At 71.4% G+C, this 26,308-nt stretch carries 18 protein-coding genes; 16 read left to right on the forward strand and 2 right to left on the reverse strand.

The window, feature by feature from the left end:
* Positions 1-3 precede the first annotated feature (3 nt).
* The 11 genes from ileS to A1QA_RS0112770 all read left to right on the forward strand — a co-directional run bounded on the left by ileS (position 4) and on the right by A1QA_RS0112770 (position 17,172).
* Positions 4-3,372, forward strand: a complete 3,369-nt coding sequence (gene ileS / locus A1QA_RS0112720; RefSeq protein WP_017179291.1) for an isoleucine--tRNA ligase — start codon at positions 4-6, stop codon at positions 3,370-3,372.
* Between the two features lie 438 nt (positions 3,373-3,810).
* Complete coding sequence (locus tag A1QA_RS0112725) at positions 3,811-4,677, forward strand: glycosyltransferase family 2 protein (protein WP_017179292.1); 867 nt, start codon at positions 3,811-3,813, stop codon at positions 4,675-4,677.
* Entirely contained in the window at positions 4,677-5,855 is a 1,179-nt protein-coding gene (locus A1QA_RS0112730) for a glycosyltransferase family 4 protein (protein ID WP_017179293.1), read from the forward strand. Before A1QA_RS0112725 ends, A1QA_RS0112730 begins: the two co-directional genes overlap by 1 nt.
* Positions 5,856-5,928: 73 nt before the next feature.
* Positions 5,929-7,080 (forward strand): glycosyltransferase, encoded by a 1,152-nt coding sequence (locus A1QA_RS0112735; protein WP_017179294.1) that lies wholly within the window; start codon positions 5,929-5,931, stop codon positions 7,078-7,080.
* Positions 7,064-8,404, forward strand: coding sequence for an O-antigen ligase family protein (locus tag A1QA_RS0112740; protein ID WP_154652411.1), 1,341 nt, complete (start codon positions 7,064-7,066; stop codon positions 8,402-8,404). Before A1QA_RS0112735 ends, A1QA_RS0112740 begins: the two co-directional genes overlap by 17 nt.
* Positions 8,401-9,000: an acyltransferase gene (locus A1QA_RS16365; RefSeq protein WP_154652412.1), complete on the forward strand. Its 600-nt coding sequence runs from the start codon at positions 8,401-8,403 to the stop codon at positions 8,998-9,000. The genes A1QA_RS0112740 and A1QA_RS16365 overlap by 4 nt, the downstream gene beginning before the upstream one ends.
* The gene (locus A1QA_RS0112750; RefSeq protein WP_017179297.1) at positions 8,997-10,475 is read left to right on the forward strand and encodes a lipopolysaccharide biosynthesis protein; all 1,479 of its coding nucleotides are present in this window, start codon (positions 8,997-8,999) and stop codon (positions 10,473-10,475) included. Before A1QA_RS16365 ends, A1QA_RS0112750 begins: the two co-directional genes overlap by 4 nt.
* 217 nt (positions 10,476-10,692) lie before the next feature.
* Positions 10,693-12,165 (forward strand): tyrosine-protein kinase domain-containing protein, encoded by a 1,473-nt coding sequence (locus tag A1QA_RS14790; RefSeq protein ID WP_051000665.1) that lies wholly within the window; start codon positions 10,693-10,695, stop codon positions 12,163-12,165.
* Positions 12,162-13,631 (forward strand): sugar transferase, encoded by a 1,470-nt coding sequence (locus A1QA_RS0112760; protein WP_017179298.1) that lies wholly within the window; start codon positions 12,162-12,164, stop codon positions 13,629-13,631. The genes A1QA_RS14790 and A1QA_RS0112760 overlap by 4 nt, the downstream gene beginning before the upstream one ends.
* 183 nt (positions 13,632-13,814) lie before the next feature.
* Positions 13,815-15,137 (forward strand): UDP-glucose dehydrogenase family protein, encoded by a 1,323-nt coding sequence (locus A1QA_RS0112765; protein WP_017179299.1) that lies wholly within the window; start codon positions 13,815-13,817, stop codon positions 15,135-15,137.
* 82 nt (positions 15,138-15,219) lie between these two features.
* The gene (locus A1QA_RS0112770) at positions 15,220-17,172 is read left to right on the forward strand and encodes a bifunctional folylpolyglutamate synthase/dihydrofolate synthase (RefSeq protein ID WP_017179300.1); all 1,953 of its coding nucleotides are present in this window, start codon (positions 15,220-15,222) and stop codon (positions 17,170-17,172) included.
* A gap of 17 nt (positions 17,173-17,189) precedes the next feature.
* On the opposite strand, the gene A1QA_RS0112775 is transcribed toward A1QA_RS0112770, so the two are convergent.
* Entirely contained in the window at positions 17,190-18,269 is a 1,080-nt protein-coding gene (locus A1QA_RS0112775) for a hypothetical protein (RefSeq protein WP_017179301.1), read from the reverse strand.
* 155 nt (positions 18,270-18,424) lie between these two features.
* On the opposite strand from A1QA_RS0112775, the gene ndk reads away from it, so the two are divergent.
* Positions 18,425-18,856, forward strand: coding sequence for a nucleoside-diphosphate kinase (gene ndk, locus A1QA_RS0112780; protein ID WP_017179302.1), 432 nt, complete (start codon positions 18,425-18,427; stop codon positions 18,854-18,856).
* 78 nt (positions 18,857-18,934) lie between these two features.
* On the opposite strand, the gene A1QA_RS0112785 is transcribed toward ndk, so the two are convergent.
* Positions 18,935-20,419 (reverse strand): L,D-transpeptidase, encoded by a 1,485-nt coding sequence (locus tag A1QA_RS0112785; RefSeq protein ID WP_017179303.1) that lies wholly within the window; start codon positions 20,417-20,419, stop codon positions 18,935-18,937.
* Between the two features lie 342 nt (positions 20,420-20,761).
* On the opposite strand from A1QA_RS0112785, the gene gatC reads away from it, so the two are divergent.
* From gatC to A1QA_RS0112805, 4 genes are all read left to right on the forward strand, one after another.
* On the forward strand, positions 20,762-21,067 hold the full coding sequence (gene gatC, locus A1QA_RS0112790; RefSeq protein WP_017179304.1) for an Asp-tRNA(Asn)/Glu-tRNA(Gln) amidotransferase subunit GatC: 306 nt from the start codon (positions 20,762-20,764) through the stop codon (positions 21,065-21,067).
* Positions 21,064-22,602 (forward strand): Asp-tRNA(Asn)/Glu-tRNA(Gln) amidotransferase subunit GatA, encoded by a 1,539-nt coding sequence (gatA, locus tag A1QA_RS0112795; protein WP_017179305.1) that lies wholly within the window; start codon positions 21,064-21,066, stop codon positions 22,600-22,602. The genes gatC and gatA overlap by 4 nt, the downstream gene beginning before the upstream one ends.
* Entirely contained in the window at positions 22,599-24,095 is a 1,497-nt protein-coding gene (gene gatB / locus A1QA_RS0112800; RefSeq protein WP_017179306.1) for an Asp-tRNA(Asn)/Glu-tRNA(Gln) amidotransferase subunit GatB, read from the forward strand. The genes gatA and gatB overlap by 4 nt, the downstream gene beginning before the upstream one ends.
* Before the next feature lie 255 nt (positions 24,096-24,350).
* Positions 24,351-25,736: an NAD-dependent malic enzyme gene (locus tag A1QA_RS0112805; RefSeq protein ID WP_026048936.1), complete on the forward strand. Its 1,386-nt coding sequence runs from the start codon at positions 24,351-24,353 to the stop codon at positions 25,734-25,736.
* Positions 25,737-26,308: the final 572 nt, after the last annotated feature.

A 26,308-nucleotide genomic window follows, 5' to 3' on the forward strand; every position in this document is an offset into this window, starting at 1 on the left:
CATATGGCTGAGCAGACCCAGCGCAGCGCCGCCGACCACACCGGCGCTGCCTTCTACCCCCTGCACCGAGACGGCGAGCGGGTCGACCCCTCCCCGTCCTTCCCCTCCCTGGAGCAGGAGACCCTGGCCTACTGGAAGGCGGACGGCACCTTCGCCGCCTCCGTCGAGGCCCGCCCGGCCCATGACGCGGGCGGCCACTCCAATGAGTTCGTCTTCTACGACGGCCCGCCCTTCGCCAACGGCCTGCCCCACTACGGCCACCTGCTGACCGGCTACGTCAAGGACGCCGTCGGCCGCTTCCAGACCCAGATGGGCCGCCGCGTCGAGCGCCGCTTCGGCTGGGACACCCACGGCCTGCCCGCCGAGCTCGAGGCCCAGCGGCTCCTCGGCATCGACGACATCTCCGAGATCACCCGCCCGGGGGGCCTGGGCATCGAGGCCTTCAACGCCGAGTGCCGCTCCTCGGTGCTGCGCTACACCCAGGAGTGGGAGGACTACGTCACCCGCCAGGCGCGCTGGGTGGACTTCGACAACGACTACAAGACCCTCGACCCCACCTACATGGAGAGCGTCATCTGGGCCTTCAAGTCCCTCTACGACAAGGGCCTGGCCTACCAGGGCTACCGCGTCCTTCCCTACTGCTGGCACGACCGCACGCCCCTGAGCAACCACGAGCTGCGCATGGACGACGACGTCTACCAGGACCGCCAGGACAACACGGTCACCGTCGGCATGCCCCTGACCGAGGCGATCCTCGACGGCGACCCCGAGCTCGTCCTCATCTGGACGACGACCCCCTGGACCCTGCCCTCCAACCTCGCCGTGGCCGCGGGCCCGGACGTCGACTACGTCGTCGTCGAGGTGCCCGCCCGGCTCGACTCGCCCCTGGCCGGCCGCCGCGTCGTCCTGGCCGAGGCCCTCGTGGGCTCCTACGCCAAGGAGCTGGCCCCCGAGGGCGCCGAGCCCGCGGTCCTGGCCCGCCTCAAGGGCTCGGAGCTGGTGGGGCGCCGCTACCACCCCATCTTCGACTACTTCAACGACGATGCCCACCGCGCCGCCGGTGCCGCCCCCGGCCCGAACGGCTGGACGATCATCGCCGCCGACTACGTCACCACCGAGGACGGCACGGGCCTGGTCCACACCGCCCCCGCCTTCGGCGAGGACGACATGATCACCTGCCAGGAGGCCGGCATCGGCACCGTCATCCCCGTGGACGACGGCGGCGTGTTCACCTCCGAGGTCCCCGACTACGCCGGCCTGCAGGTCTTCGACGCCAACAAGCCGATCATCACCGACCTGCGCGACTCCTCCGGCCCCCTGACCGGCCGCGACGAGGCCACGCGCCCCATCCTCGTGCGTCAGGCCTCCTACGTGCACAGCTACCCGCACTGCTGGCGCTGCCGCAAGCCGCTCATCTACAAGGCGGTCTCCTCCTGGTTCGTGCGGGTCACCGCGATCCGCGACCGGATGGTCGAGCTCAACCAGGAGATCACCTGGACCCCCTCCCACATCAAGGACGGCATCTTCGGCAACTGGCTCGCCGGCGCCCGCGACTGGTCGATCTCGCGCAACCGCTACTGGGGCGCCCCGATCCCCGTGTGGGTCTCGGACGACCCCGCCTACCCGCGCACCGATGTCTACGGCTCCTTCGCGGAGCTGGAGGCCGACTTCGGCGTCGAGGTGACCGACCTGCACCGCCCCTTCATCGACACCCTGACGCGCCCCAACCCGGACGACCCCACGGGCAAGTCGATGATGCGCCGCATCCCCGACGTCCTGGACTGCTGGTTCGAGTCCGGCTCCATGCCCTTCGCCCAGGTCCACTACCCCTTCGAGAACGTCGACTGGTTCGAGTCGCACAACCCCGGCGACTTCATCGTGGAGTACATCGGGCAGACCCGCGGCTGGTTCTACACCCTGCACGTGCTGGCCACCGCGCTGTTCGACCGCCCCGCCTTCACCTCCTGCGTCTCCCACGGGATCCTCCTGGGCGACGACGGCGCGAAGATGAGCAAGTCCCTGCGCAACTACCCCGACGTCTCCATGGTCTTCGACCGCGACGGCGCCGACGCCATGCGCTGGTTCCTGCTGTCCAGCCCCGTCGTGCGCGGGGGCAACCTCGCCGTGACGGACAAGGCCATCCGCGACACCGTGCGCCAAGTCCTCCTGCCCCTGTGGAACACCTGGTACTTCTTCGCCCTCTACGCGGGCCAGATGAACGACGGCGACGGCTACGTCAGTCCCGGCCTGGACCTCGATGACGCCGCCCTGTTCGGCCGCAAGGGCTCCCTGCACGTCATGGACCGCTACATCCTGGCGCGCGCCAAGGACCTGGCCGAGACCGTCGGCGCCCAGATGGGCTCCTACGAGATCACCGGCGCCACCGTCACGATCCGCGAGTTCCTCGACGTGCTCACCAACTGGTACCTGCGCACCTCGCGCTCGCGGTTCACCGACGCCGACCCGGCCGTCGCCCGCCCCGCCTTCGACACCCTGGCCACGGTGCTGCGCGCCCTGGCCGAGGTCATGGCGCCGCTGGCCCCGCTGGTGAGCGAGGAGATCTGGCGGGGGCTGACCGGTGGGCGCTCGGTCCACCTGACCGACTGGCCCGTCCTTCCCACCCACGTGGCCGACCCCGCCCTCGTGACCGCCATGGACGAGGCGCGCGACGCCGTCTCCGCCGCCCTCGGCCTGCGCAAGGCCGAGAAGCTGCGCGTGCGCCAGCCGCTGCGCTCCCTGCTCATCGCCACCGCGCAGCCGGGCGCCCTGGCCCCCTTCGCCGGCCTCATCGCCGAGGAGGTCAACGTCAAGGAGGTCCGCGTCCTCGACGCCGCCGACGCCGGCTACGAGCTGCGCGAGGAGCTCACCCTCAACCCGAGGGCCTTCGCCCCCGAGGTCCGCAGGCTCACCTCCAAGCTCTTCGCCGCCGTCAAGGCGGGGGAGTGGGCCCTCACCGCCGATGGCGACGCGCGCTTCGACGGCGTGGCCATCGACGGGGTGCCCGTCGTCCTGGAGGCGGAGGAGGGCTCCTTCGCGCTCACCCAGCACATCGAGGTCGACGACGACGCCCTGGCGGCGACCGTCCTGCCCTCCGGGGCCTTCGTGGTCCTGGACACCGCCCTCGATGAGGAGCTCGAGGCCGAGGGATGGGCGCGCGACATGATCCGCCTCGTCCAGGACGAGCGGAAGGCGGCCGGCCTCCACGTGGGCGACCGCATCCGCCTGACCCTCACGGTCCCCGAGGACCGGGGCGCCTGGACCGGGGCGCACCTGGCCCTCATCAAGGCCGAGACCGGCTGCGTGGACGCCTCCGTCGTCACCAGCGCCTCGGCGGGGCAGCCCAGCGCCGCCGTGACCAAGAGCGAGGACTGACCGTCCCGGCCAGCCGGGCCGCACCGGGGCGCCGGGGCGGCGCCACCCGCGCCGCGGGGGCGGCCGACCGCGATCATGCGGCCGGCCGCCCCCGCGGCATTCAGCAAGTATGGAGGCTCGCGACCAATTCTGAAAGAATTCTGGGAATGCGTTCGACGCCCACGTGATGTCCGACATGCGTTCGGAGTGACCTATCTCCCGCAGTTCCATCGAAGGTCGATATTCCGTTGACACCTTTGGGTGGTCTCACTAGCCTGACAAGGGTGTTCACTTCAATCGTGATTGTTTCGTGATTGAAGAGTTCGACTCGACAAACCTCGGTGAGACGGCGCTCGTCCTGGCCGGATCGCGGTGCTCCGCGCAGGTGATTCGGGAGCGTTCTCAAGCCCTGCTGAGCTGAGTCAGTCGAGATTCCGCCTTCATAGTCAAAGGAAATCGATGACCCAGGAAAACTCCACCGGCATTTCCTCCCGCACCGGCGCAGCGGCGCGCACGACGGGGCCGGATCCCCTCCCGGATGGGCTCCCAGCGCCTTCCACGGGCGCTTCCCCGCTCGTATCCGTCATCGTCCCCTCGTTCAACTCCCAGGACCATGTCGCCGAGACGATCCGCAGCGTCCTCGCCCAGACCATGGCGGACCTGGAGATCATCGCCGTCGACGACGCCTCGACGGACTCCACCGCCGACGTCCTCGCCGGCCTCGCCGCGCAGGATCCCCGGGTCACCGTGCTGGTGCAAGGAGAGAACCAGGGCGTCGCCAGGGCGAGGAACCGCGGGCTCGAGGCCGCCCGGGGCCGCTACATCGCCTACCTCGACTCCGACGACCTATGGGTCCCTACCAAGCTGGAGCGCCAGCTCGCCTTCATGAGGCGGACCAGGGCCGGGGCGTGCATCACCTCCTACGAGACCATCGAGGAGAACGGGGAGCACCGGAACTATGTCCACGCGCCCCGCTCGTTCACGTACAAGCAGTTCCTCAAGAACACGATGACCTGCACTCTCTCGGTCATGTTCGATACCACGATCGTCGATCGGTCCCTCCTGGTCATGCCCGATCTGCGCCGGGGGCAGGACGCCGCCACCTGGCTGAAGGTGATGAGGCGCGGGCACCGCTTCCACGGCCTGGATGAGTGCCTCGCCAAGTACCGGAAGACCGCCGGGTCCCTGTCCTCCAACAAGGTCAAGGCCGTCAAGCGTACCTGGCACCTCTACAGGAATGTCGAGCGCCTGCCGCGCCCCTACGCCGCCTACTGCCTGACCTGGCAGCTGTCCCACGCGATGATCCGGCGCCGGAGGAGCTCCTGATGCGGGCACGGACGGCAGCGCTGCTCTCCCTCGCGGGCGCTGCCACCGCGATCGCCGGGATGAGCGCTCGTGGAGGCCTCGCCGCCCGTCGGGGCCTCGAGACGGCGACGGGCGAGGCTGGCCACCGCATCGGGATCATGGGCCGGATCGACCTCGGCGAGACGATGGTCGATGGCCAGACCGTCAAGACACGGGTCGTCTACCGCCACCTCGCCAGCCGCTTCGGCGCGGACGCCATCCGCACCGTCGACACCCTCGACTACCGCCACCACCCCCTGCGGGTCGCCAAGGACGCGGCGCGCTGCCTGGCCGTGTGCGACGACGTCGTCGTCCTCCTGTCCGACAACGGCCGCCGCTTCTTCTTCCCCGTGCTCGCCCTGGCCGCCTCCACGCGCGGCACGCGCGTCTTCCACAACCTCATCGGGGGGCGCCTCGCCGACGACATCGAGCGCGACCCCTCGGGCCGCCTCGTGCGCTACCTCAACTCCTTCCAGGTCAACTGGGTGGAGAGCCGCGCCCTCGTCGCCCGCCTGGCCGAGCTCGGGGTGCGCAACGCCGCTTACCTGCCCAACTTCAAGGACCTCGACCCGCTCGCCGCCCGGCTCGAGGCGCCCGAGGACCGCCCCGCGCGCCTGTGCGTGTTCAGCCGGGTGGTCCCGGGCAAGGGCATCGAGAACGCCGTGCGCGCCGTGGCCGCCCTCAACGAGGCCGCGGGCACGGACGGCGCTGTCGCCTCGCTGGACATCTACGGGCCGGTCGACGAGGCCTACGAGGAGGAGTTCCGCGCCCTCATCGAGGCGGCCCCCCACGCGCGGTACAAGGGCAGCGTCAAGCCGGAGAAGGGCGTGGAGACCATCAGGGACTACAGCGCCCTGCTCTTCCCCACCGAGTTCTGGGGGGAGGGCATCCCCGGCACGATCGTCGACGCCATGGGCGCGGGCCTGCCGGTCATCGCCAGCCACTGGGCCTACTACTCCGAGATGCTCGCCGACGGCGTGACGGGGCTCGGCTACGACTTCGAGCGCCCCGAGGAGCTCCGGCCGACCATCGAGGCCTTCCTCGCCCTGCCCCGCGAGGAGGTCGAGGCCATGCGCCGCGCCATCCATGAGCGCGCCGAGGCCTACACCGCCGATGCCGTCTTCGAGCGGATCGCCGAGGCCCTCACCGCCCGTGAGTGAGCCCGCCTCCCCGCGAGCGCCCGAACCCGTCCCCATCCACCCTCCCATCCACGGACCACGAGGAAGACCACCGATGACCGACACGCAGCAGGACAGCCCGCGCAGGGCCACGGGGCCCCTGGCCGCCATGCGCGTCATGCTCGTCACCCACGGGCTGGGCACCGGCGGCGCTGAGATGATGGTCCTCAACCTCGCCCGAGAGCTGCACGGCTCCGGATGCCCCGTGCTCGTCGCCTGCCTGGGATCCGGGCAGACCGACATCGCCGATGCCCTGCGCGCCGCGGGCGTGCGGGTCGAGGCCCTGGACAAGAGGCCGGGCCCGGATCCCCGGATGACCGCCAGGCTGCGGCGCCTCATCCGCGCCTTCAGGCCCACCGCGATCCACACCCACCAGCCCGTCCTGGAGTACGTCCTGCCAGCCGTGCGGCTCAGCGGGGCGCATCCCCGCCTCATCCACACCGTCCACTCGGTGGCCTCCCACGAGACCCGCCTGCCGATCCTGCGGCGCTTCAACCGCTACGCCTTCAGCCACGGGGTCGTGCCCGTCGCGCTGGGCGAGGAGGTCCGCGACTCGATCTGCCGCGAGTACCGGCTTGCCCCCGAGGGCGTCCCGCTGGTCCGCAACGGCGTCGATCTGGGGGCCTTCGCCTGCGAGCGCGATCTCGACGCGGCAGGAGCCGGCGCCGAGCGCCGCCCCCCGCGACTGCTGTGCGTGGCCAGGCTCGCGTCGGTGAAGAACCACGCCCTCCTCCTCGACGCCGTCGCCGCCCTGGCCCGCTCCCGCCGCGATGCCACCCTCACCCTCGTGGGCGACGGCCCCCTCGCCGACGACCTCGCCCAGCGCGCGCGGACGCTCGGCATCGCCGAACGCGTCGACTTCGCCGGCTCCCAGCGCGACACCGCCCGCTTCTACGCCGACGCGGACCTCTTCGTCCTCGCCTCCGAGCACGAGGGCCTGCCCATGAGCGTCATCGAGGCCATGGCCGCGGGCCTGCCCGTCGTGGCCACGGCAGTCGGGGGAGTGCCCAGCATCGTCGCCGACGGCGTCAACGGCGCCCTCGTCAACCCCCGCAGCGCTCAGGCCGCCCAGGAGATCGCCGCGGCCGTGGCCAGGATCTGGGAGGACCCCGAGCGCTACAGCCGGCTCAGCCGCGCCGCCCTCACCACGGCGAAGGACTACTCCGCACGAGCCATGATGGAGGCCTACCGTGACCTCTACTGCTGAGATGACCACGGGGACGGCCCCCCGGAGCCGCCTGAGGCCCCGCTGGGGCGGGGGCGGCGCGACGGGCACGGCCAATGCCCTCAAGGAGGCCGTCGTCGGCCTCGCCAGGCGCAGCTACCCCCTGCGCTACCTCGGCCTGATGATGATCTGCGGGATCCTCATGAAGCCGAGCCTGGTCGACGAGAGCGCCTCGCTGGCCCCCCTGGTCAAGGCGCTCACCGCCGTCGTCTTCCTCGGGCTCGTCCTGGCCTACCTCGCACGCGCGGTGGCGCTGTCGGCCACGCTCACGCTCTTCATCCTCTACCGGCTGGCCTACCTGCTGCCCACGCTGCTGAACGACGGCGACCTGCTCAACTGGGGCTACGCCTCCATCGCCCAGGTGAGCGTCCTCATGGTCATCGAGCTGCACGTCGGCGCCGAGGAGGAGTCCCGCAGGAGGCTCCTGAGAGTCCTCACCGACCTCCTCCTGCTCTACCTCATGGTCAACGCCGCGATGATCCTGCTGGGGATCTCCAAGGACGCCGCCGCGGGCGCCCAGTTCTCCCAGCCCTCCTACCTCCTGGGCATCCGCACCAGGGTCACGGACACGATCTTCCCGGCCATCATGCTGGCCTTCCTCTACGACTCCACCTCATCGCGGCGCTGGGGCTGGCGCTCGATCATCGCCGTGGGCACCGGCCTGCTCCAGATCGCCTTCCTCCACGTGGCCACGGCCCTCGTCGGCACCGCCATCGCCGCCATCACCTACATCGTGGTCGCCCTGCGGCCCCACGGGCGGGGCCTGCTGTCCATGAGGGCCGTCACCGTGGGGGGCATCGCCATCACCCTGCTCGTCGTGGTGGCGAGGATCCATCTCCTGTTCACCTCCCTCATCGAGGGCACGCTCGGCAAGTCCCTCACGCTGACGGGGCGCACGGATATCTGGGACGCCGCGCTGCCGATCCTGGCTGACTCGCCGCTGTTCGGCTACGGCATCAACCACGAGTTCGGCAGGTTCGCCCCCGGACCCGACGGCGGTCTGTGGCAGGCGCACAACCAGTACCTCCAGATCATGCACGACGGCGGCCTGCTCGCCGTGGGCCTCTTCCTCGCCCTGCTGTGGGTGGCCAGCACCCGGATGGACCACTCTGCCTGCGATCCCCGTGCCCGGGCCGCACTGACCGCCATCTACGCGGCGATGTCCGTCATGGCCGTCAGCGAGATCTACATCTACAACATGGCCCTGTTCATCCTCATCCCCTTCCTCGCCAGCCGGGTGACCGAGCTGACGGGCGGCGAGCGCGCCGCCGGGACCGGCGCCAGCGAGAGGAGGGGCGCGCGATGAGCCTGCCCTCACGAGTGATCCACGGCGCGCGCCGGGCCCTGTCCGCCTCCCAGTTCCGCCGCGCCGCCGCCTCCGGCGCCCTGCGCGCCGGCGAGGACCTGCGCCTGGGCTCCTTCGCCCGCTGCTCGGCGGGCTCCACCCAGGCCCCCTGCGTGACCATCGGCGACCACGTCTTCCTCGACGCCACCCTCATGACGCGCGGCGCGGGGACGATCGCCATCGGCTCCCACTGCTGGATCGGGGGAGCGGGGGCCAGCCTCATCGGCGCCGTCGAGTCGATCAGCATCGGCTCCGACGTCATCATCTCCACCCACGCCCACATCTTCGACCACAACAGCCACCCCACCGACCCCGGGGCCCGCCTGCGCATGACCCGCGGCGAGCACGGCGGTGCCCTGTGGGACTGGACCGAGGCCGAGTCGGCCCCCGTGGTCATCGAGGACAACGTGTGGATCGGCGAGTACACGATGGTGCTCAAGGGCGTGACGATCGGGCGCGGCTCCGTGGTGGCCGCTCACGCCGTTGTCACCAAGGACGTCCCGCCCTACTCGATCGTCGCGGGCAACCCCGCGCGAGTCGTGAAGAGGCTGCGGTGAGAAGGATCCTGTCCCGCCGCCCCACAGGCAGCGCCGTCGACTCGCTGCTCCTGGCCAGCGTCAAGATCGTGACGCTGGGCTCGACCATGGCCAACACGATGATCCTGTCGCACAGCCTGTCGCTGACCGACTACGGCACCTACGCGCAGGGCGTGCTGCTGGTGACCATCTGCTCGGACTCGACCATCCTGGGGATGGCCGACGCCGTCAACTACTTCTTCAACCGCGGTGGGAAGCGGCGCCTGTCCCGCTCCTACGTGCGCGCCATCGTCATGATCCAGACGATCGTCGGGGTGGTGACCGCCCTGGCGATGCTCATCGCCCAGGGCCCCATCGGCGGCTACTTCTCCAACCCCCTGCTGCCCCCGCTCATCATCCTCCTCGCGGCGCGCCCCATGCTGACGAACATGACGAGCGTCTTCCAGGTCCTCATCGTCTCGATCGGGCAGGCGCGGGTCATCGCGATCCGCAACCTCGTCCTGGCCGCGCTGAAGTTCATCGCTGTCCTCATCACGGCCACCATCACCTCCAACCTGGCGATCCTGTTCGCGATGCTCCTCGCCCTCGACGCCCTGTCCCTGCTGTGGTTCTGGGACAGCTTCCGGCGCTGGCGCTACCCCGTATGGCCCTCGCTGCCCAGCTGGCGCCTCATCCGCCGGGTCCTCGGACTCGCTCTGCCCATGGGCGTCTACGTCCTCACCGCCACCTTCATGAGGCAGATCGGCGCGCTGGTCATCGGCATGAACGAGTCCACCGAGCGCTACGCCGTCTACTCCAACGCCTCCATGGTCCTGCCCCTCGACCTCATCTCCGCCTCCTTCCTCACCGTCATCGTCCCGATCGTCACCCGCTACATCGGCGCCGACCAGAAGGAGCGCATCCGCGAGCTCTTCCGGCACTACCTTGCCGTCGGGTACCTCACGACCGGCACCTTCGCCGTGGCCTGCCTCGTGGTGGCCCCCGAGGTCGTGCAGGTCCTCTACGGCGCCCGCTACCTCGACGGACTGGCCGTCTTCTGCCTCTACCTGGTCACCGCCATGGTGCGCTTCGCCAGCCTTTCGCTCATCCTGTCCGCCGCCGGACGGACCCGCGCGCTCATGGTGGTCTCCCTGGCCGCCGTCGCCGCCAACGCTGTGCTGTGCCCCGTGCTGTACGCGCTCATCGGCTTCGTCGGTCCGGCCGTCGCCTCCGTCGTCGTCAACGCGGCGATGACCTGGGCGCTCCTGCGCCTGAGCCTGGCGGAGATCGAGGGCAGCCTGCGCTCGGCATTCGACCCCCGCGACCTGGGCCTCTACGCCCTGACCGCCTTGGCGGTCGCGGTGGCTGGCGCCGGGGCCCGCTGGGCACTGCTCTCGATCGGAGCCCCGGTTCCCGTGATCGCGGTGATCGTCTTCACCGCCGTCACCGCCGCGGTCCTCGCCCTCAACCGCAGATCGCTCATGGGCTCACTGCGCGCGATCAACGCGATGAAGTGACCGGCACGCACCTGGGCACTGACATGACCGAAACGACCGACACAGCTGGAACAGACGACATGGCTCTCATGACTGACACCACCGACCGAAGTGATCCCCGAGCAGGAAGGCTCCACATGTGTGACGCAACAGGACGGCCCGGCGCGGCCTCCCCCCTCGGAATGGCACCGGCCCGTGCCGGCGCGCCCGGCCGCCCCGCTGAGGGGGTGGCCCGCTGATGACGCTCGAAGACCTCCTCCTGCTCGCCAAGCGCTGCTGGCGCATCCTCCTCATCGGCGTCGTCGTGGGCGGCCTCCTCGCAGCCGGCGCGGCCCTCTTCGGCCCCCGGTCCTACACCGCCACCGCCATCGCCTACGTCAAGGTGGACGCCTCGATCGATGCCGCTCAGAGGAACCCGACGAACTACCAACTCGTCGCCTCCCAGCTCGCCGAGCGCAAGGCGAAGTCCCTCATGCCGGTCATCACCTCCGAGACCGTGGCCCAGCGGGTCATCGACTCCCTCGGCCTGACGGGCACCACCCCCGGCGCATTGGCCGGGTCCATCAAGGCCAAGCACGAGACCGGCGCGGACACGGTGGTTGTCCGGGCCACCGCCGACTCCCCCGAGCGGGCCCGGACGATCGCCGACGAGACCGTCCGGCAGTCCGGCGAGGAGTTCGTCGCCCTCAACGGCGACGGCGTCCCCGTCGGCGTCGAGCTCATGACCTCCGCCGAGCTGCGCGCCGCCCCCCGCTCGCCGTCGGTCACCATGCTCCTGGGCGCGGGCGTCCTTGGCGGGCTCGTCATCGCCTACCTGGGCGTGCTCGTCATCGAGGTGCTCAACAAGCGGGTGCGCGGCGCGAGCGAGGCCCTGTCCGTCCTCGACTCGCCGGTCCTGGGCGCCCTGCCGCACTCCGACCTCATCCGGAACGGCGCGGACGCCTCCGACCCGGCCATCGAGGAGGAGCTGCGCAAGCTGCGCACCAACTTCATCCGCGCCACCGCCACCGCTGGGCGCAGCGTCGTCATCTCGTCGGCCAATCCGGGCGAGGGGCGCAGCACCGTCACGGTGGGCCTGGCCCGGGTCCTGGCGATGTCCGGCCATCGCGTCGTCCTCATCGAGGGCGACCTGCGCTCCCCGTCGCTGGCCTCGGTCCTGGGCGTCGATGGCCGCCGGGCCGGCCTGGCCCAGGTGCTCGCCGGCGCCGCCACCTCCGAGGACGCCCTCGTGCGCACCTCCATGCCGGGCCTGGCCGTCATCCCCGCCGGGGCGCTGCCGGGCAACCCCTCCGAGCTCCTGGGCTCCTCGCGCATGGCCGAGCTCCTGCAGAGCCTGTCCGCCGAGGCCATCGTCCTCATCGACTCCCCGCCGACCTCCCAGACCACCGACGCCGCCGTGCTGGCCGCCCAGGCCGACGGCGCCCTGCTCGTGGTCTCCACCGGCACCACCACATCCGCCCAGCTGCGCCAGGGGGCGCAGGCCCTTGAGCAGGGCGGCGGGCGGATCCTCGGCGTCGTCCTCAACGCCGTCAACAAGCGCGGCTTCCTCGACTCCGGCCCGGTGGACAGCCTCATGTCCGGCGGGGCCAGTGGGACGAGCCGCTCGGGCGGCGCGCGCGGGGCGATCGGCGCCGGCGCCCCAGCGCCCGCGATCCCCGCCCAGGGCGGCGGCCCCGCCGGGCTCCTGGCCGACCGATCGGCGGAATCATGATCCAGTCGTCGTCCTTCAGCGCCGTCCCGACGGCCGCCGAGGCCTGGCGGCGGAGGACCTTCTTCCGCCGGGGCCTGAGGACCGGGGACCTCGTCATCATCCTGCTCGTCGTCGTGTGCGTGGAGCGACTGTGCCACGTCACCGGCCGCGAGGACATCGGCACCGGCGTCGTCCCCACCCTCGTCATGCGGGCCCTGCTCGTCACGGCGGTCGCCGTGACCTGGGGGCTCCTCCTGACAAAGGCCGACGTCTACCGCGACCGGGTGCTGGGCCACGGCGCCACCGAGTACAAGCGGGTCGTGTGGGCCACCGTCCTGGAGTTCGCCGGGTTCTCGATCCTCGGCTACATGGTGGGGGTGCGCCTGTCCACCGCCTACCTCGTGGCAGCCCTGGCGATCTCGATCGTCGCGCTCCTGGCATGGCACTGGGCGGCCAGGCGCCGCCTCATCCGCCTCGCCGCCGCCGGGAGCCTCGCTCAGCCCGCCTACGTCGTCGGATCGGCCGACGCGGTGGCCTCGGCGATCGCCGAGCTCACCCGGCAGCCCGGTCTCGGCCTGCAGATCCGGGGGGCCTTCGTCTCCGATGAGGGCGCGCTCGCCGAGCGCCCCGAGCTCTCCGTGCCCATCATCGGGGGAGTGGACAGCCTTCAGGGCACCGTGGAGAGCTCCGACGGGATCGCCGTCGTCGTCGCGGAGGACTCCGGGCTCACCTCCGCCATGATCCGCAGGCTCAGCCAGTCCCTCGGGGCCGAGGGCCGCCTCATCATGCTGCCCCCGCTCCTGCAGATCGCCAGCTCGCGGCTGTGGATGCGCTCGGCCAGGGGACTGTCCGCCATCGAGATCCAGCAGCCCCGCGCCGACGTGGCGCACTCGCTGTTCAAGCGCTCCACGGACGTCATCGCCTCCTCGCTCATCATCGTCCTCCTGCTGCCCGTGTGGCTCATCGTCCCGCCGCTCATCTGGATGCAGGACCGCGGGCCGATCCTCTTCCGCCAGACCCGCATCGGCCTGAACGGCGAGCCCTTCAAGATCTGGAAGTTCCGCTCCATGCGGATCAACGCCGACGCCGAGCTCGCCGGGCTCCTGCGCGAGCAGAACCGCACGGACAGCCCCCTGTTCAAGGTGGACAACGACCCGCGCATCACGCGCGTGGGCGCCTTCCTGAGGCGCACCTCCATCGATGAGCTGCCGCAGCTCTTCAACGTCGTGTCGGGCTCGATGAGCCTGGTCGGCCCGCGCCCCCAGGTGGCCAAGGAGGTCGCCCTCTATGACGCCGAGGCCTCGCGGCGCCTGGTCGCCAAGCCCGGGATCACCGGGCTGTGGCAGGTCAGCGGCCGCTCCTCCCTCACCTGGGAGGAGGCCATCCGCCTCGACCTGTTCTACGTGGACAACTGGACCCCCGGGCTCGACCTGTGGATCCTGCTGCGCACCGTCAAGGCCGTCCTCCTCCTGGACGGCTCGGCCTGACCCGGCCTGATCCGGCGCAGGCCGCCCCACCCGGGCCAGCGGGCCCGCCACCACCCGCGCCGCGCGCGGCGCCTCCCCTCATCCCGTTTGTCTCACCGCCGTCGGCGCGCTCTCCCAGGCGCGCGGGGCACCGCTGAATGAACCAGAGATCCGGCCAGTGGGGCCGGGAGGAGAGGAGCAGCCATGCGCATCTCGATGATCGGATGCGGCTACCTCGGCGCCGTCCACGCGGCGTCGATGGCCGAGATCGGGCACGACGTCGTGGGCATCGACGTCGACGAGGGCCGGATCAGCGCCCTGGCGGCCGGGACCGCGCCGTTCTTCGAGCCGGGCTTCGAGGAGGTGCTCTCGCGCAACGTCGCCTCGGGCCGCCTGCGCTTCACCACCGACATCTCCGCCGCCCGGGGCGCGCAGGTCCACTTCATCGGCGTCGGGACGCCCCAGACCCCCTCCGGCGCAGCGGATATGACCTACGTGGACAGCGCTGTCGAGGCCCTCGTGCCCCACCTTGGCCACTGCCAGGAGGGCGAGGAGATCGTCGTCGGCAAGTCGACGGTTCCCGTGGGAACGGCCGCGCGCCTGGCCGAGCGCTTCGACGCCGCGGGCACCACCCTGGTGTGGAACCCCGAGTTCCTGCGCGAGGGCTTCGCGGTCAAGGACACCCTGGAGCCCGATCGCATGGTCTACGGCCTGCCCATCGACCCCGCGCGGGCCGAGGCGGCCGCCGCCGTGCTCGATGAGGTCTACGCCCCCATCCTCGCCACCGGCGTCAAGCGCCTGACGATGGACTACGCCACGGCGGAGCTGGTCAAGGTCAGCGCCAACTCCTTCCTGGCCATCAAGATCTCCTTCATCAACGCCGTCGCCCAGGTCTGCGACGCCGCCAGCGCCGACGTCACCGCCCTGGCCGAGGCCATAGGCCTGGACGCGCGCATCGGCCACCGCTTCCTGCGCGCCGGCATCGGCTTCGGCGGGGGCTGCCTGCCCAAGGACATCCGGGCCTTCCAGGCGCGCGCCGCCGAGCTCGGCGCGGGCGACGCCCTCGACATCCTCGCCGAGGCGGACCGGGTGAACCTGCGGGCCCGAGCCCTCGTGCTCGACAAGGCCCGCCAGATGCTCGGCGATGGGCTCGACGGCGCCCGCGTGGCGATCCTCGGCGCAGCCTTCAAGCCCGACAGCGACGACATGCGCGACTCGCCCGCGCTGGAGATAGCGGGCCGCCTCGCCGCCGCCGGCGCGCGGGTGGCGGTCACCGACCCCCAGGCCGGCGCGATCCTCGCCGAGCAGGAGCGCGAGGGCCTGGAGGTCTACGACACCGCCGATGAGGCACTGCGGGACGCCGACCTGGCCGTGCTGGCCACCGAATGGCGCCAGTTCACCTCCCTCGACCCCGCGCGCGCGGCCTCCCTCATGCGCCGCGCCAACGTCATCGACGGGCGCAACTCCCTGGACGCGGGCGCCTGGAAGGGCGCGGGCTTCTCCTACGTGGGGATGGGCCGGCGCTGAGGACGGCGAGGTCCCCCGGGGGCCAGTACAGTTGCCTGGCGCGGACGCGGCGCGGGCCCGCTCCGCTGAGGAGGACTGATCGATGAGCCACCACGAGGGATCCGGCAGCGCGGCGAGCGCTGAGGGCGAGCGCACGAGCGGGGCCACCCGTGGCGCCGCTTCCTCGCACCCGGGCGCGGCCTTCGGCATTCCCGCCGACGCCACCGCCGAGGAGGTCGTCGACGCCGTCTTCGGCACCGGAGGCGCTAGCAGCGGGGATGGCGGCGAGGGGATCGACCCCGAGCTCCTGCCCTACCTCGAGGCGGCCGATGACTCCGCGCGGGGCGAGGGCCAGGGAGATCCGGCCTCGGGCCTCAGCCTCGCCGATGCCCGAGCGGCCGCCAGCGAGCGGGCCGAGGCCCGGCGCGCGGCCGAGGCCCAGGACCTGGAGGCCCTGCGCGAGCTCGTCGCCCACAACATGCTGGCCTCGGGCGACCCGGACGAGCTCGACGCGCTCCTGGCCGAGGCCGACGCCGACGACTCCGACGACTGGGAGTCCTGGGAACCCGTCCTGCCGGACGCCGAGGGTGATCCCGCCGGTGATCCCGACGGCGCGGGGGAGGGCGACCCCGACGGCGAGCAGGATGCCCACCGCCAGGCCCTGCTGGCCGCCGCCCGCGGCGTCGAGGTGTCCGAGCGCATGAAGCAGGTGGAGGCCGAGATCCTCTCCCGCGCCCCCGAGCACCGCGTCCAGCCCTCCCTGGAGCGCATCGAGGCGGTCATGGACATCCTGGGCCACCCCGAGCGCTCCTACCGGGTCGTGCACATCACCGGCACCAACGGCAAGACCTCGACGGCCCGCATGACCGAGCGCCTGCTCGCGGCCGCGGGACTGCGCACCGGCCGCTTCACCAGCCCGCACCTGGCGACGATCCGCGAGCGCATCAGCCTCGACGGCGAGCCCATCAGCGAGGAGGGCTTCATCGCCGCCTGGGAGGACGTCGCCCCCTACATCGCGATGGTCGATGAGCGCTCCCAGGCCGATGGCGGCCCGAGGATGAGCTTCTTCGAGGTGCTCACCGTCATGGCGCTGGCGGCCTTCGCCGACCACCCCGTGGACGCCGCCATCATCGAGGTCGGCATGGGCGGCACGTGGGACTGCACGAATGTCGTGGACTCCGACGTCGAGGTCATCACCCCGATCGGCCTCGACCACGCCGCCTGGCTCGGGAGCACGATCCGCGAGGTCGCCGAGAACAAGGCCGGCATCATCAAGGACGGCGCCACCCTCATCACCTCGGTCCAGGTGCCCGAGGCCCAGGAGGTCATCGCCGAGGCCGCGGCCGCGCGCCGCGTCGTGTGGCGCCGGGAGCTCGACCCCGAGGAGGATCCCGGCGAGCCGGGCGCGGGCGAGCTCGCCGTGCGCTCGCGCGAGCTGGCCGTGGGAGGCCAGCTCGTCACGCTGGCCACGGCCGCCGCCGTCTACGAGGACGTCTTCGTCCCCCTCCACGGGGAGTACCAGGCGCACAACGCCCTGCTCGCGCTCGCGGCGGCCGAGGCCTTCTTCGGGGGGCGCGCGCTGCCGCCCGCCCTCGTGGAGGAGGGATTCGCCTCGACGACGTCCCCGGGGCGCCTGGAGGTCCTGCGCTCCTCGCCGACGGTCATCGCCGACGCCGGGCACAACCCGCACGGCGTGGCGGCCCTCATGCCCGCCGTCGAGGAGGCCTTCGGCTTCTCCCACCTCGTGGCCGTCATGGGCGCGATGGCGGACAAGGACGTCGAGGGAATCCTGTCGATCCTCGAGCCCGCCTGCGACGCCGTCGTCTGCGTCCCCATCGACTCCCCGCGCGCCATGGACGTCGAGGACCTGGGGGCCGTCGCGCGGGAGGTCTTCGGAGCCGACCGCGTCCAGGTAGCGCAGACCCTCGCCGACGGCGTCGACCGCGCCGTCGCGCTCTCCGAGGGCGGCGACGCGCCGCTGACCGCCTCAGGCGTGCTCATCGTGGGCTCGGTGGTCCTCGCGGCCGAGGCCCGGACCCTGTTCCACCGCCCCTGAGGGGCGGGGCCGGCGTCTCAGCAGGTGTAGCCCTGGGCCCTGATCTCCTCAAGACGGTCAAGGCTCCCGTCGGCGGGGAAGAGGACCCAGTAGTAGTACATGCTCCTGCCGTCGTTGCCGCTGACAGTGCTGATGGTGCACCCGTACTGGCCCGCGGCCAGCGGCTCGCCCGTGTCGGGGACGGTCCTCGGCCCGGTGATGCACGACTCGACCTTGAGCGTGGGCGCGTCCTGTGTCATCACCTCGCGCACCGGCGTGCTCTTCGAGCGGTGCTGCAAGGCGCCGGCGTCGCCCAGCGGGGCGTCCAGCGACTGGGCCCCCGCGTCGGTGACCAGCGCGGAGATCGCCTCCTGGTCCTGCCTGGCCAGGGCGTCCAGGAGCAGGCTCGCCGTGGCGCTGGCCGTGTTGGCCGGGTCGGAGGAGGAGTGGGAGAGGACCGTCAACGAGGGCGCCTGCCACGACAGGACCGCCTGCCCGGTCCCCGAGCCGTTGCGCTCAGTGGCGTCCTGGGGCGTGCGCTCGTGGCTCCACTCCACGCGCACGCCCTTCTCGGTGGGGGTCAGGCCCGTGATAACGGGCATGCCGAGGGCGAAGCGCCCAAGGGGCTGGGCCGCCTGGAGACTGCCATCAGGCGTGTAGACGGCCACGATGTCCTCGTTGCGGGCGCCGTCGAAGCAGGTCAGGCCGACCGCGGCGGCGCCGTCGGGGGTCCCCAGAGCCTCGGGGCCCTTGACCACGCGAACCTCTCCCATCGAGCCCACGGGGGCTGAGCCGCCGGACATGGTGACAGTGGCGGGGCTCGCGGCAAGATCCTGGCCGTAGTAGCCGCCCGCGAGCTGCGAGCCGTCGGTGCAGATGGCGGGCACATCGAGCTCGCCATTGGTGATCTGGCTGGAGGTGAGCGGCGTGGGAGCCGGCGGGAGCGCGGAGGAGGAGTCGACGGGCGCTAAGGGCGTGCCGGTCGGAGTCTCCATCGCCGTGGGCTCTGAGGCGCTTGGGGCACTGGTGGTGGGGGAGGCCCCGCACGCTGCCACCGCGAGCACGAGGGGCGCCAGGAGGACGGACAGGCGCAGGCGGGGGACCTGAGGACGCGACATGGCTCTCCTTCGAGCAACCGGGGCGGGGCGCCAACATCCTAGTCGCGTGATGCCCGCCTCGTGTAGTCTCCGGCCCACGATCGCCCGGTTGCCAGGCCGGGCGACGCCGTCCCCGAACCCGACCTGCCCGACGCGGCAGACCACTAGGAGCCCCGATGACCGCCACCTCCAGCCGAATCCTCATCCTCATCAAGCCCGACGGCGTGCGCCGCCGCCTCACCGGGGAGATCCTGCGCCGCATCGAGGCCAAGGGCTACGCCCTGGCTGCCCTCAAGCTCCTCACCCCCACCGAGGAGGTCCTCGCGGCCCACTACGCCGAGCACGTCGAGCGCCCCTTCTACCCCGGCCTCGTGGAGTACATGACCTCCGGGCCCGTGGTCGCCGCCGTGGTCGAGGGCCACCGCGTCGTCGAGGGCTGCCGCTCCCTCATGGGCGCCACCGATCCGACGGCGGCGGCCCCCGGCACGATCCGCGGCGACCTGGCGCGCGACTGGGGCTCGAGCGCCATCGAGAACCTCATCCACGGCTCTGACTCCGAGGAGTCGGCCGCCCGCGAGATCGCCATCTGGTTCCCCGAGCTCGGCTGAGCCCCTCGCTCCGCTAACGACGGCGGCCCGCCCCGAGATGGGGCGGGCCGCCGCCGCGCTAGGGGCGTCCGGGGCCGATCAGTGGTGGCTGACCACCGTCGTGCCGATCTCCGCCCAGCTGTAGATCCACTGGGCCTCCGACACCGGCATGTTGATGCAGCCGTGGGAGCCCGAGTAGCCGAAGCTGGAGCGCCACGGGGCGCCGTGGAAGGCGTAGCCGCTGTAGAAGTAGCTGACCCACGGCACGTCCTCGGTGCGGTAGCGGGTGCCGTCGGCGTTGTCGCCCTCCATCGTCTGCGAGGGCAGCTGCAGGTAGACGTGGTAGGTGCCCGTGACCGTCGGGGTGGCGGCGGCGCCGTCGACCATGGACACCGGGCCGCGCACGACGGTCGCGCCCTCGTAGGCGGTCACGGTCTTGTCCGAGAGGTTGACGTCCACCCACTTCTCACCGGGAGCCGCCTGGTAGTTGAGGTTCTCGGCGCCGTCGGCGATGGTCCGCTGCGTCCACTTCTCCTCGCCGACCTCCATCTCGAAGGTCCCGGAGTAGCCGGTGCCCTTGCCCAGGGCCTCGGAGATCGAGGTGGACAGGGCGTCGGCGTTCTTGACCGTCTGGCTCTTGACGGCCTCGACGGGGGTAGCGACGACATCGCCCTTGGAGTTGACGTTCCTCGTGCCCTCGACCTCGTCGACCTTCTCCTCGCTGGCCTGGTTGGCCACCCAGGACGAGACCTTGGTGGAGTCGATCGACAGGGTGGGGGCGGCGTCGTTGCCCGCCGTCACGGTGATCCAGGAGGCCTTCGTGGAGGCATCGGGGCTGTAGGAGCTCTTGCCGGAGGCGTCGGAGATCGTCACGTCCTGGCTGATCCAGTTGTTCGCCGTGTCGGCCACGGCCTGGGCGTCCGCGTCCGAGACCGCCGGGGGCTGGGTGGTCATCGACACCGAGGCGCTGGCGGGTGAGAGGGTCGAGGCGGCCTCGGCGCCGGCCTGGGTCAAGGGGGCGGGGTCGATGCTCGCCCCGGACACGGCCGGTGTCACCGTGAACGACGTGCCCTCCGCGTCGAGCGCGATCCCCGCGTTGCTCGCGCGGACCTTGTCGGCGGGGATGAGGGAGGACGCGTAGTCCTTGGCGACGGCGTCATCCGTGGTCGTGACCACGGGAAGGTCCTCGGAGGAGAAAAGCGCGGTCAGGCGATCGCCGATGCTCTCGCTGCGCGCCAGCGCGGCGTCGGCCGTCGCGCCCGCGTCCACGGTGATGCCGAGGTCCGCCAGTGTCGCGGTGGCGGTCACGTCGCCTGAGACCGCGACGGTGGCCGACTCAGCCTTCGATGTGATCATCGAGGCGATCTCGTCGCGGGTCATGCCCGACACATCGGTCCCGGCGATCGCCGTTCCGGGGACGGCGCGATCGGCGTAGTGGCTTGTGTAGGCGTAAGCGCCCGTGCCCAAGCAGGCCACGAGCAGCAGGAGTCCGAGCCCCGCCCACAGGGGCCAGCGGCGGTGGCGCGCGGGATCCGCCGCCTCCACCGCCTCTGCGCTGTTGTCCAGAAGAGTCTCTCCGGTCATCTCATGCTTTCGATCATGCGCGCCCCCTGCGCCCCCTCCTTGGGGAGGGGTAGGGGCGCGCTATTCCTGCCCAGTCCCGCGAGCGCGCAGGAACCAGCCATGAAACCATCACACGCTACTCCGCCCGCTGAGTCAACGCCCTTGTCTGCATGTTCCCTGTGAGATCTCTTAACGGGCCTGGGAATCCGCGGGTCATGGGGCACATGATGGGGAGTCGTCCCCGCGGGCGGTACCAGTGGGTGGACGGGGCTCGGCCGGGCGGAGCGCCGGCGCGGCGGGCCCCGATGGGCGCTGCCGCCCCGTGGGCGCGCGCCCAGCAGCGGCATGACTAGACTCCTGCCCATGTCTGCCATCTCCTCCGCCGAGGTCGCGCGGGTCGCGGCTCTCGCGCGCGTGGCCCTGACCGATGAGGAGGTGACGCGCCTGGCCGGAGAGCTGGACGCCGTCGCCTCCTCCTTCGCCCGGGTCACCTCCGTTGTCACCCCCGATCTGCCGGCGACCTCCCACCCCGTGCCGCTGGCCAATGTCCTGCGCGAGGACGTCCCCGGTCCGACGCTCGACGTCGACGAGCTCCTCGCCGGCGCCCCCGCGGCCGAGGACTCCATGTTCCTCGTGCCCCAGATCCTCGGAGAGGAGTCCGGCTCATGAGCGACGCCCGCTCCCTGCCCTCCCTCATCCGCTCCACCGCCGCCGAGCAGGCGGCCGCCCTGGCCAGCGGCGAGGTGAGCTCCCGCGAGCTCACCAGCGCCCACCTGGAGCGCATCACCGCCGTCGACGGCGCCGTCGGCGCCTTCCTCGACGTCGACGTGGACAAGGCCCTGGCCGATGCCGACGCCGCCGACGCCGCCCGGCGCGAGGACAGCGGCGCCCCGCATGAGCTCACCGGCGTGCCCGTGGCCGTCAAGGACCTCTTCGCCACCCGCGGCCAGGTCACCACGGCCGCCTCCAAGATCCTTGAGGGATGGGTGCCGCCCTACGACGCGACGGCCGTCACCGCCCTGCGAGGGGCGCGCCTGCCGATCCTGGGCAAGACCAACCTCGACGAGTTCGCCATGGGCGGCTCCACCGAGCACTCCGCCTTCAAGCGCACCGCCAACCCGTGGGACCTCGGACGGATCCCCGGCGGCTCATCCGGCGGCTCGGCCGCCGCCGTCGGCTCCTACGAGGCGCCGCTCGCCCTGGGCACGGACACCGGCGGCTCCATCCGCCAGCCCGCCGCCGTCACCGGCACCGTCGGCGTCAAGCCGACCTACGGCACCGTCTCGCGCTTCGGCGTCATCGCCATGGCCTCCTCCCTGGACACCCCCGGCCCCATGGCCCGCACCGTCCTGGACACGGCCCTCCTCCACGACGTCGTCGGCGCGCACGACCCGCTGGACTCCACCTCGCTCGCCGACGCCCCCCGCGGCATGGCCGCCATCGTCCGCGCCGCCCAGGCCGGGCGGGATCTCACCGGCCTGCGCGTGGGCGTCATCTCCGAGCTCGACGGCGGCGAGGGCTACGACCCCGGCGTCCTGGACTCCTTCCACGCCGCCCTCGGCCTGCTCGAGGCGGCGGGCGCGAGCGTGGAGACCATCAGCCTGCCCCACCTGGAGTACGCGCTCGACGCCTACTACCTCATCATGCCCGCCGAGGTGTCCTCCAACCTCGCCCGCTATGACGGCATGCGCTACGGCCTGCGCGTCGAGCCGGCCAGTGGGCCCGTCACCGCCGAGACCGTCATGGCCGCGACCCGCGGCGCGGGATTCGGCGATGAGGCCAAGCGGCGCATCATCCTGGGCACCCACGTGCTCTCCGCGGGCTACTACGACGCCTACTACGGGTCCGCCCAGAAGGTCCGCACCCTCGTGCAGCGCGACTTCGCCGCCGCCTGGGAGCGCGCCGATGTGCTCGTCTCCCCGACGGCGCCGATCACCGCCTACCGCTTCGGGGAGAAGGACGATCCCCTGGCGATGTACAAGCTGGACGTCACGACGATCCCGGCCAACCTCGCCGGAATCCCGGGCATGAGCCTGCCATCGGGGCTGAGCGGCGGTCTGCCGGTCGGCTTCCAGATCCTGGCGCCCCAGCGCGCCGACGACCGCCTCTACCGCGTTGGCGCGGTCCTCGAGGCGGCACTGGAGGAGACCTGGGGCGGGCACCTGCTGGCCCAGGCCCCCGAGCTGGAGGAGGAGCAGCGATGAGCGACACCCTGATGGACTACGACGAGGCCGTGCGCCGCTACGACCCGGTCATCGGGCTGGAGGTGCACGTCGAGCTCGGCACCGCCACGAAGATGTTCGACGCCGCCCCCAACGCCTTCGGCGGGGAGCCGAACTCCCGCGTCACCCCCACCTCCGTGGGCCTTCCCGGCGCTCTGCCGGTGGTCAACAAGCGGGGCGTGGAGTACGCCATCCGCATCGGCCTGGCGCTGGGCTGCCAGATCGCCGAGTCCTGCCGCTTCGCTAGGAAGAACTACTTCTACCCCGACCTGGCCAAGGACTTCCAGACCTCCCAGTCCGACGAGCCCATCGCCTTCGACGGCGCCCTGGAGGTCGAGCTCGAGGACGGCTCGCTGTTCACGGTGCCCATCGAGCGGGCCCACATGGAGGAGGACGCCGGCAAGAACACCCACATCGGTGGCGCCGACGGCCGCATCGAGGGCGCCAGCCACTCCCTCGTGGACTACAACCGCGCGGGCGTGCCGCTGGTGGAGATCGTCTCCCGCCCGATCATCGGCGCCGGGGCGAGGGCCCCGGAGGTGGCCGCCGCCTACGTGCGCTCCCTGCGTGACATCTTCCGCGCGCTCGGGGTCAGCGAGGCCCGCATGGAGCGCGGCAATGTGCGCGCCGACGTCAACGTCTCCCTGCGCGAGGGCCCGGACGCGCCGCTGGGCACCCGCACCGAGACGAAGAACGTCAACACCTTCCGCGGGATCGACGCCGTCATCCGCTACGAGATCTCCCGCCAGGCCGCCATTCTGGCGGCCGGGGGCGAGGTCCTCCAGGAGACCCGCCACGGCCAGGCCGACGGCACCACGCGCGCCGGGCGCGTGAAGTCCGACGCCGACGACTACCGCTACTTCCCCGAGCCCGATCTCGTGCCCGTTGCCCCCAGCCGCGAGTGGGTCGAGGAGATCCGGGCCTCCCTGCCCGAGCTGCCCGCCGCCAAGCGGCGCCGTCTCAAGGCCGAATGGGGCCTCAGCGACACCGAGATGAGCGACGTCGTCAACGCCGGCGCCCTGGAGCTCATCGAGGCCACCGCCCAGGCGGGAACCACCGGCCAGGCCGCCCGCAAGTGGTGGATGGGCGAGCTCGCCCGCACCGCCAAGGAGCAGGAGGCCGCGCTGGAGGATCTGGCGATCACCCCTGCCCAGGTCGCCGAGCTCCAGGGGCTGGTCGACGCCGGGCGGCTGACCGACAAGCTCGCGCGGCAGGTCCTAGCCGGAGTGCTCGCGGGCGAGGGCGATCCCGAGGCGGTTGTCTCCGCGCGCGGCCTGGAGGTCGTCTCCGACGAGTCCGCCCTCCTGGCCGCCGTCGATGAGGCGCTGGCCGCGCAGCCCGATGTCGCCGACAAGATCCGCGGCGGCAAGGTCCAGGCCGCCGGCGCGATCGTGGGCGCCGTCATGAAGGCCACCAGGGGACAGGCCGACGCGAAGCGCGTGCGCGAGCTCATCATGGAGCGCGTCCAGGGCTGAGGCCGGCGCCCCCGACCACCGGTGCCCCGGCGCGCCCGCCCTTCGGGGTGGGCGCGCCGGGGCACCGCCCCATGAGGAGCGGGGAGGGCGGGGCCGGCTGGTGCCGGCTGGGGAATCAGACAACCGCGACTCGTCTTGCCTGATGGTCGCACCGGGTCCGATCCGTGGGGCGAGGGGGATAGTCTTCGGCCGAATCAATCCCATCCCAGGTGGTCGGCGACTGGCGCCGACGGACACCGCCTCGAAGGAGCCAGCATGGTCCAGCCCAGCCCTAGTTACACCGTGGCCCTGCACATGGAGGTTTCCGCGTCCCAGCGGGTCGTCGCGAAACTGGTGGACACCGCCACCGCGACGGGCGCCGTCGTCACCGGTGTGGACGTCTCGGACTCCGACGGCGACAGCCTCGTCGTCGACCTGACCGCCGACACCCGCGACTCCGTCCACCGCGGCGAGCTCGTCAAGGCCCTGCGCGCCATCGACGGCGTCATCGTCGAGAACGTCGGCGACTCCACCTTCCTCGCCCACGTGGGCGGCAAGATCGAGATCGCGTCGAAGTACCCTGTGCGCAACCGCCGCGACCTCGCCCGCGTCTACACCCCCGGTGTGGCCCGCGTCTGCAAGGCCATTCACGACCACCCCGAGCGGGCCCGCAAGCTGACCATCAAGAAGAACACCGTCGCCGTGGTCACCGACGGCACGGCCGTGCTCGGCCTGGGGGACATCGGCCCGGCAGCGGCGATGCCCGTCATGGAGGGCAAGGCGATCCTCTTCAAGCAGTTCGGCGGCGTCGACGCCTGGCCCGTTGCCCTGGACACGAAGGATCCTGAGGAGATCATCGCGATCTGCAAGGCGATCGCCCCGGCCTACGGCGGCATCAACCTCGAGGACATCGCCGCCCCCAAGTGCTTCGACATCGAGGCCCGCCTGCGCGAGGAGCTCGACATCCCCGTCTTCCACGACGACCAGCACGGAACCGCCGTCGTCACGCTCGCCGCCCTCATCAACGCCCTCAAGGTGGTCGGCAAGCGCATCGAGGACGTGCGCATCGTCCTGTCCGGCGTGGGCGCGGCGGGCAGCGCCATCGCCAAGCTGCTCATGGCGCACGGCGCCACGGACATCGTGGGCTACGGGCGCGCCGGCGCCCTGTACAGCGGGGACACCGAGGGGATGAACGAACACCGCAAGTGGCTCGCCGAGAACACCAACCCCCGGGGCATCACGGGCACGCTCAAGGAGGGCCTGGCCGGCGCCGATGTCTTCATCGGGGTCTCCAGCGGCAACCTGCTGACCCCCGAGGACCTGGACGTCATGGCCGAGGGCGCCATCGTCTTCGCCATGGCGAACCCGACGCCGGAGGTCGACCCTATCGGCGCCGCCGAGCACGTGAGCGTCGTGGCCACCGGCCGCTCGGACTTCCCCAACCAGATCAACAACGTCCTGGCCTTCCCCGGTCTCTTCCGGGGCCTGCTCGACACGGGGATCACCAACATCTCCACCGAGCTCCTTCGCGCCGCTGCCACCGGAATCGCCTCGGTGATCAGCGACGACGAGATCAGCCCCGTCTACATCATCCCCAACGCCTTCGACACGCGCGTGGCCGACGCCGTGGCCGTGGCCGTGCGCCGCTTCGCCGAGGACTGAGGGGACTAAAGCTCCCGGCAGCGGTTGACGGGCATGGGAGGGCGGGGCTCCTGGTGACAGACCAGGCCCCGCCCTCCCGTGCTTGATCCAGCGGCCGCCGGTCGCGGCGGGGGATGTGGCCCGGTTCATGCCCCCACGATTTGACCTTTTGGGGAGGTCGCGGGCTAAAGTTCTCTTCGTTGCCGCGAGGGCCCAAGGGCTCCGAGCGGAACACCGGAGGATTCTTCGGAGCGATACGGGAGATGAGAGTCACGGACTCTCAATTTGACCGAGAAATATCGACCCGATAATATTCTCCTCGCGCCTCTCGGTGGTTGCGATTCGCTTTTGTGGGTTGTTTCCTGGGGTGGGTGTGTTGTTTGAGAACTCGATAGTGTGTCATGCTTGTTTATGTCATTGTTTTGGCTCATGGTGCTTGACCTGTTTTGGTTGGGTGTTGTGGGTTGCCGCATGATTGGTGCTGGTCTGGTTCTGCTGGTTTTGGCTGGTGGGGTTGGGTTGGTTTGGTTATGTGGTGTTTTTGTTTGGCCTGGCTGTGGTTCTGGTGCGCGTGTTTTGCGTGTGTTGGGGTT

The organism is Actinomyces timonensis DSM 23838 (assembly GCF_000295095.1).
Classification (GTDB): domain Bacteria; phylum Actinomycetota; class Actinomycetes; order Actinomycetales; family Actinomycetaceae; genus Actinomyces; species Actinomyces timonensis.

Excerpts from the sequence above, each read along its gene's own strand:
- A1QA_RS0112775 (WP_017179301.1), bottom strand. The coding sequence starts at position 18,269 with ATGTCGCGTCCTCAGGTCCCCCGCCTGCGCCTGTCCGTCCTCCTGGCG.
- A1QA_RS0112765 (WP_017179299.1), top strand. The coding sequence starts at position 13,815 with ATGCGCATCTCGATGATCGGATGCGGCTACCTCGGCGCCGTCCACGCG.
- A1QA_RS0112735 (WP_017179294.1), top strand. The coding sequence starts at position 5,929 with ATGACCGACACGCAGCAGGACAGCCCGCGCAGGGCCACGGGGCCCCTG.
- gatA (WP_017179305.1), top strand. The coding sequence starts at position 21,064 with ATGAGCGACGCCCGCTCCCTGCCCTCCCTCATCCGCTCCACCGCCGCC.
- gatB (WP_017179306.1), top strand. The coding sequence starts at position 22,599 with ATGAGCGACACCCTGATGGACTACGACGAGGCCGTGCGCCGCTACGAC.
- ndk (WP_017179302.1), top strand. The coding sequence starts at position 18,425 with ATGACCGCCACCTCCAGCCGAATCCTCATCCTCATCAAGCCCGACGGC.
- A1QA_RS14790 (WP_051000665.1), top strand. The coding sequence starts at position 10,693 with ATGACGCTCGAAGACCTCCTCCTGCTCGCCAAGCGCTGCTGGCGCATC.
- A1QA_RS0112770 (WP_017179300.1), top strand. The coding sequence starts at position 15,220 with ATGAGCCACCACGAGGGATCCGGCAGCGCGGCGAGCGCTGAGGGCGAG.
- A1QA_RS0112785 (WP_017179303.1), bottom strand. The coding sequence starts at position 20,419 with ATGACCGGAGAGACTCTTCTGGACAACAGCGCAGAGGCGGTGGAGGCG.
- gatC (WP_017179304.1), top strand. The coding sequence starts at position 20,762 with ATGTCTGCCATCTCCTCCGCCGAGGTCGCGCGGGTCGCGGCTCTCGCG.
- A1QA_RS0112805 (WP_026048936.1), top strand. The coding sequence starts at position 24,351 with ATGGTCCAGCCCAGCCCTAGTTACACCGTGGCCCTGCACATGGAGGTT.
- A1QA_RS0112725 (WP_017179292.1), top strand. The coding sequence starts at position 3,811 with ATGACCCAGGAAAACTCCACCGGCATTTCCTCCCGCACCGGCGCAGCG.
- A1QA_RS0112760 (WP_017179298.1), top strand. The coding sequence starts at position 12,162 with ATGATCCAGTCGTCGTCCTTCAGCGCCGTCCCGACGGCCGCCGAGGCC.
- ileS (WP_017179291.1), top strand. The coding sequence starts at position 4 with ATGGCTGAGCAGACCCAGCGCAGCGCCGCCGACCACACCGGCGCTGCC.
- A1QA_RS16365 (WP_154652412.1), top strand. The coding sequence starts at position 8,401 with ATGAGCCTGCCCTCACGAGTGATCCACGGCGCGCGCCGGGCCCTGTCC.
- A1QA_RS0112730 (WP_017179293.1), top strand. The coding sequence starts at position 4,677 with ATGCGGGCACGGACGGCAGCGCTGCTCTCCCTCGCGGGCGCTGCCACC.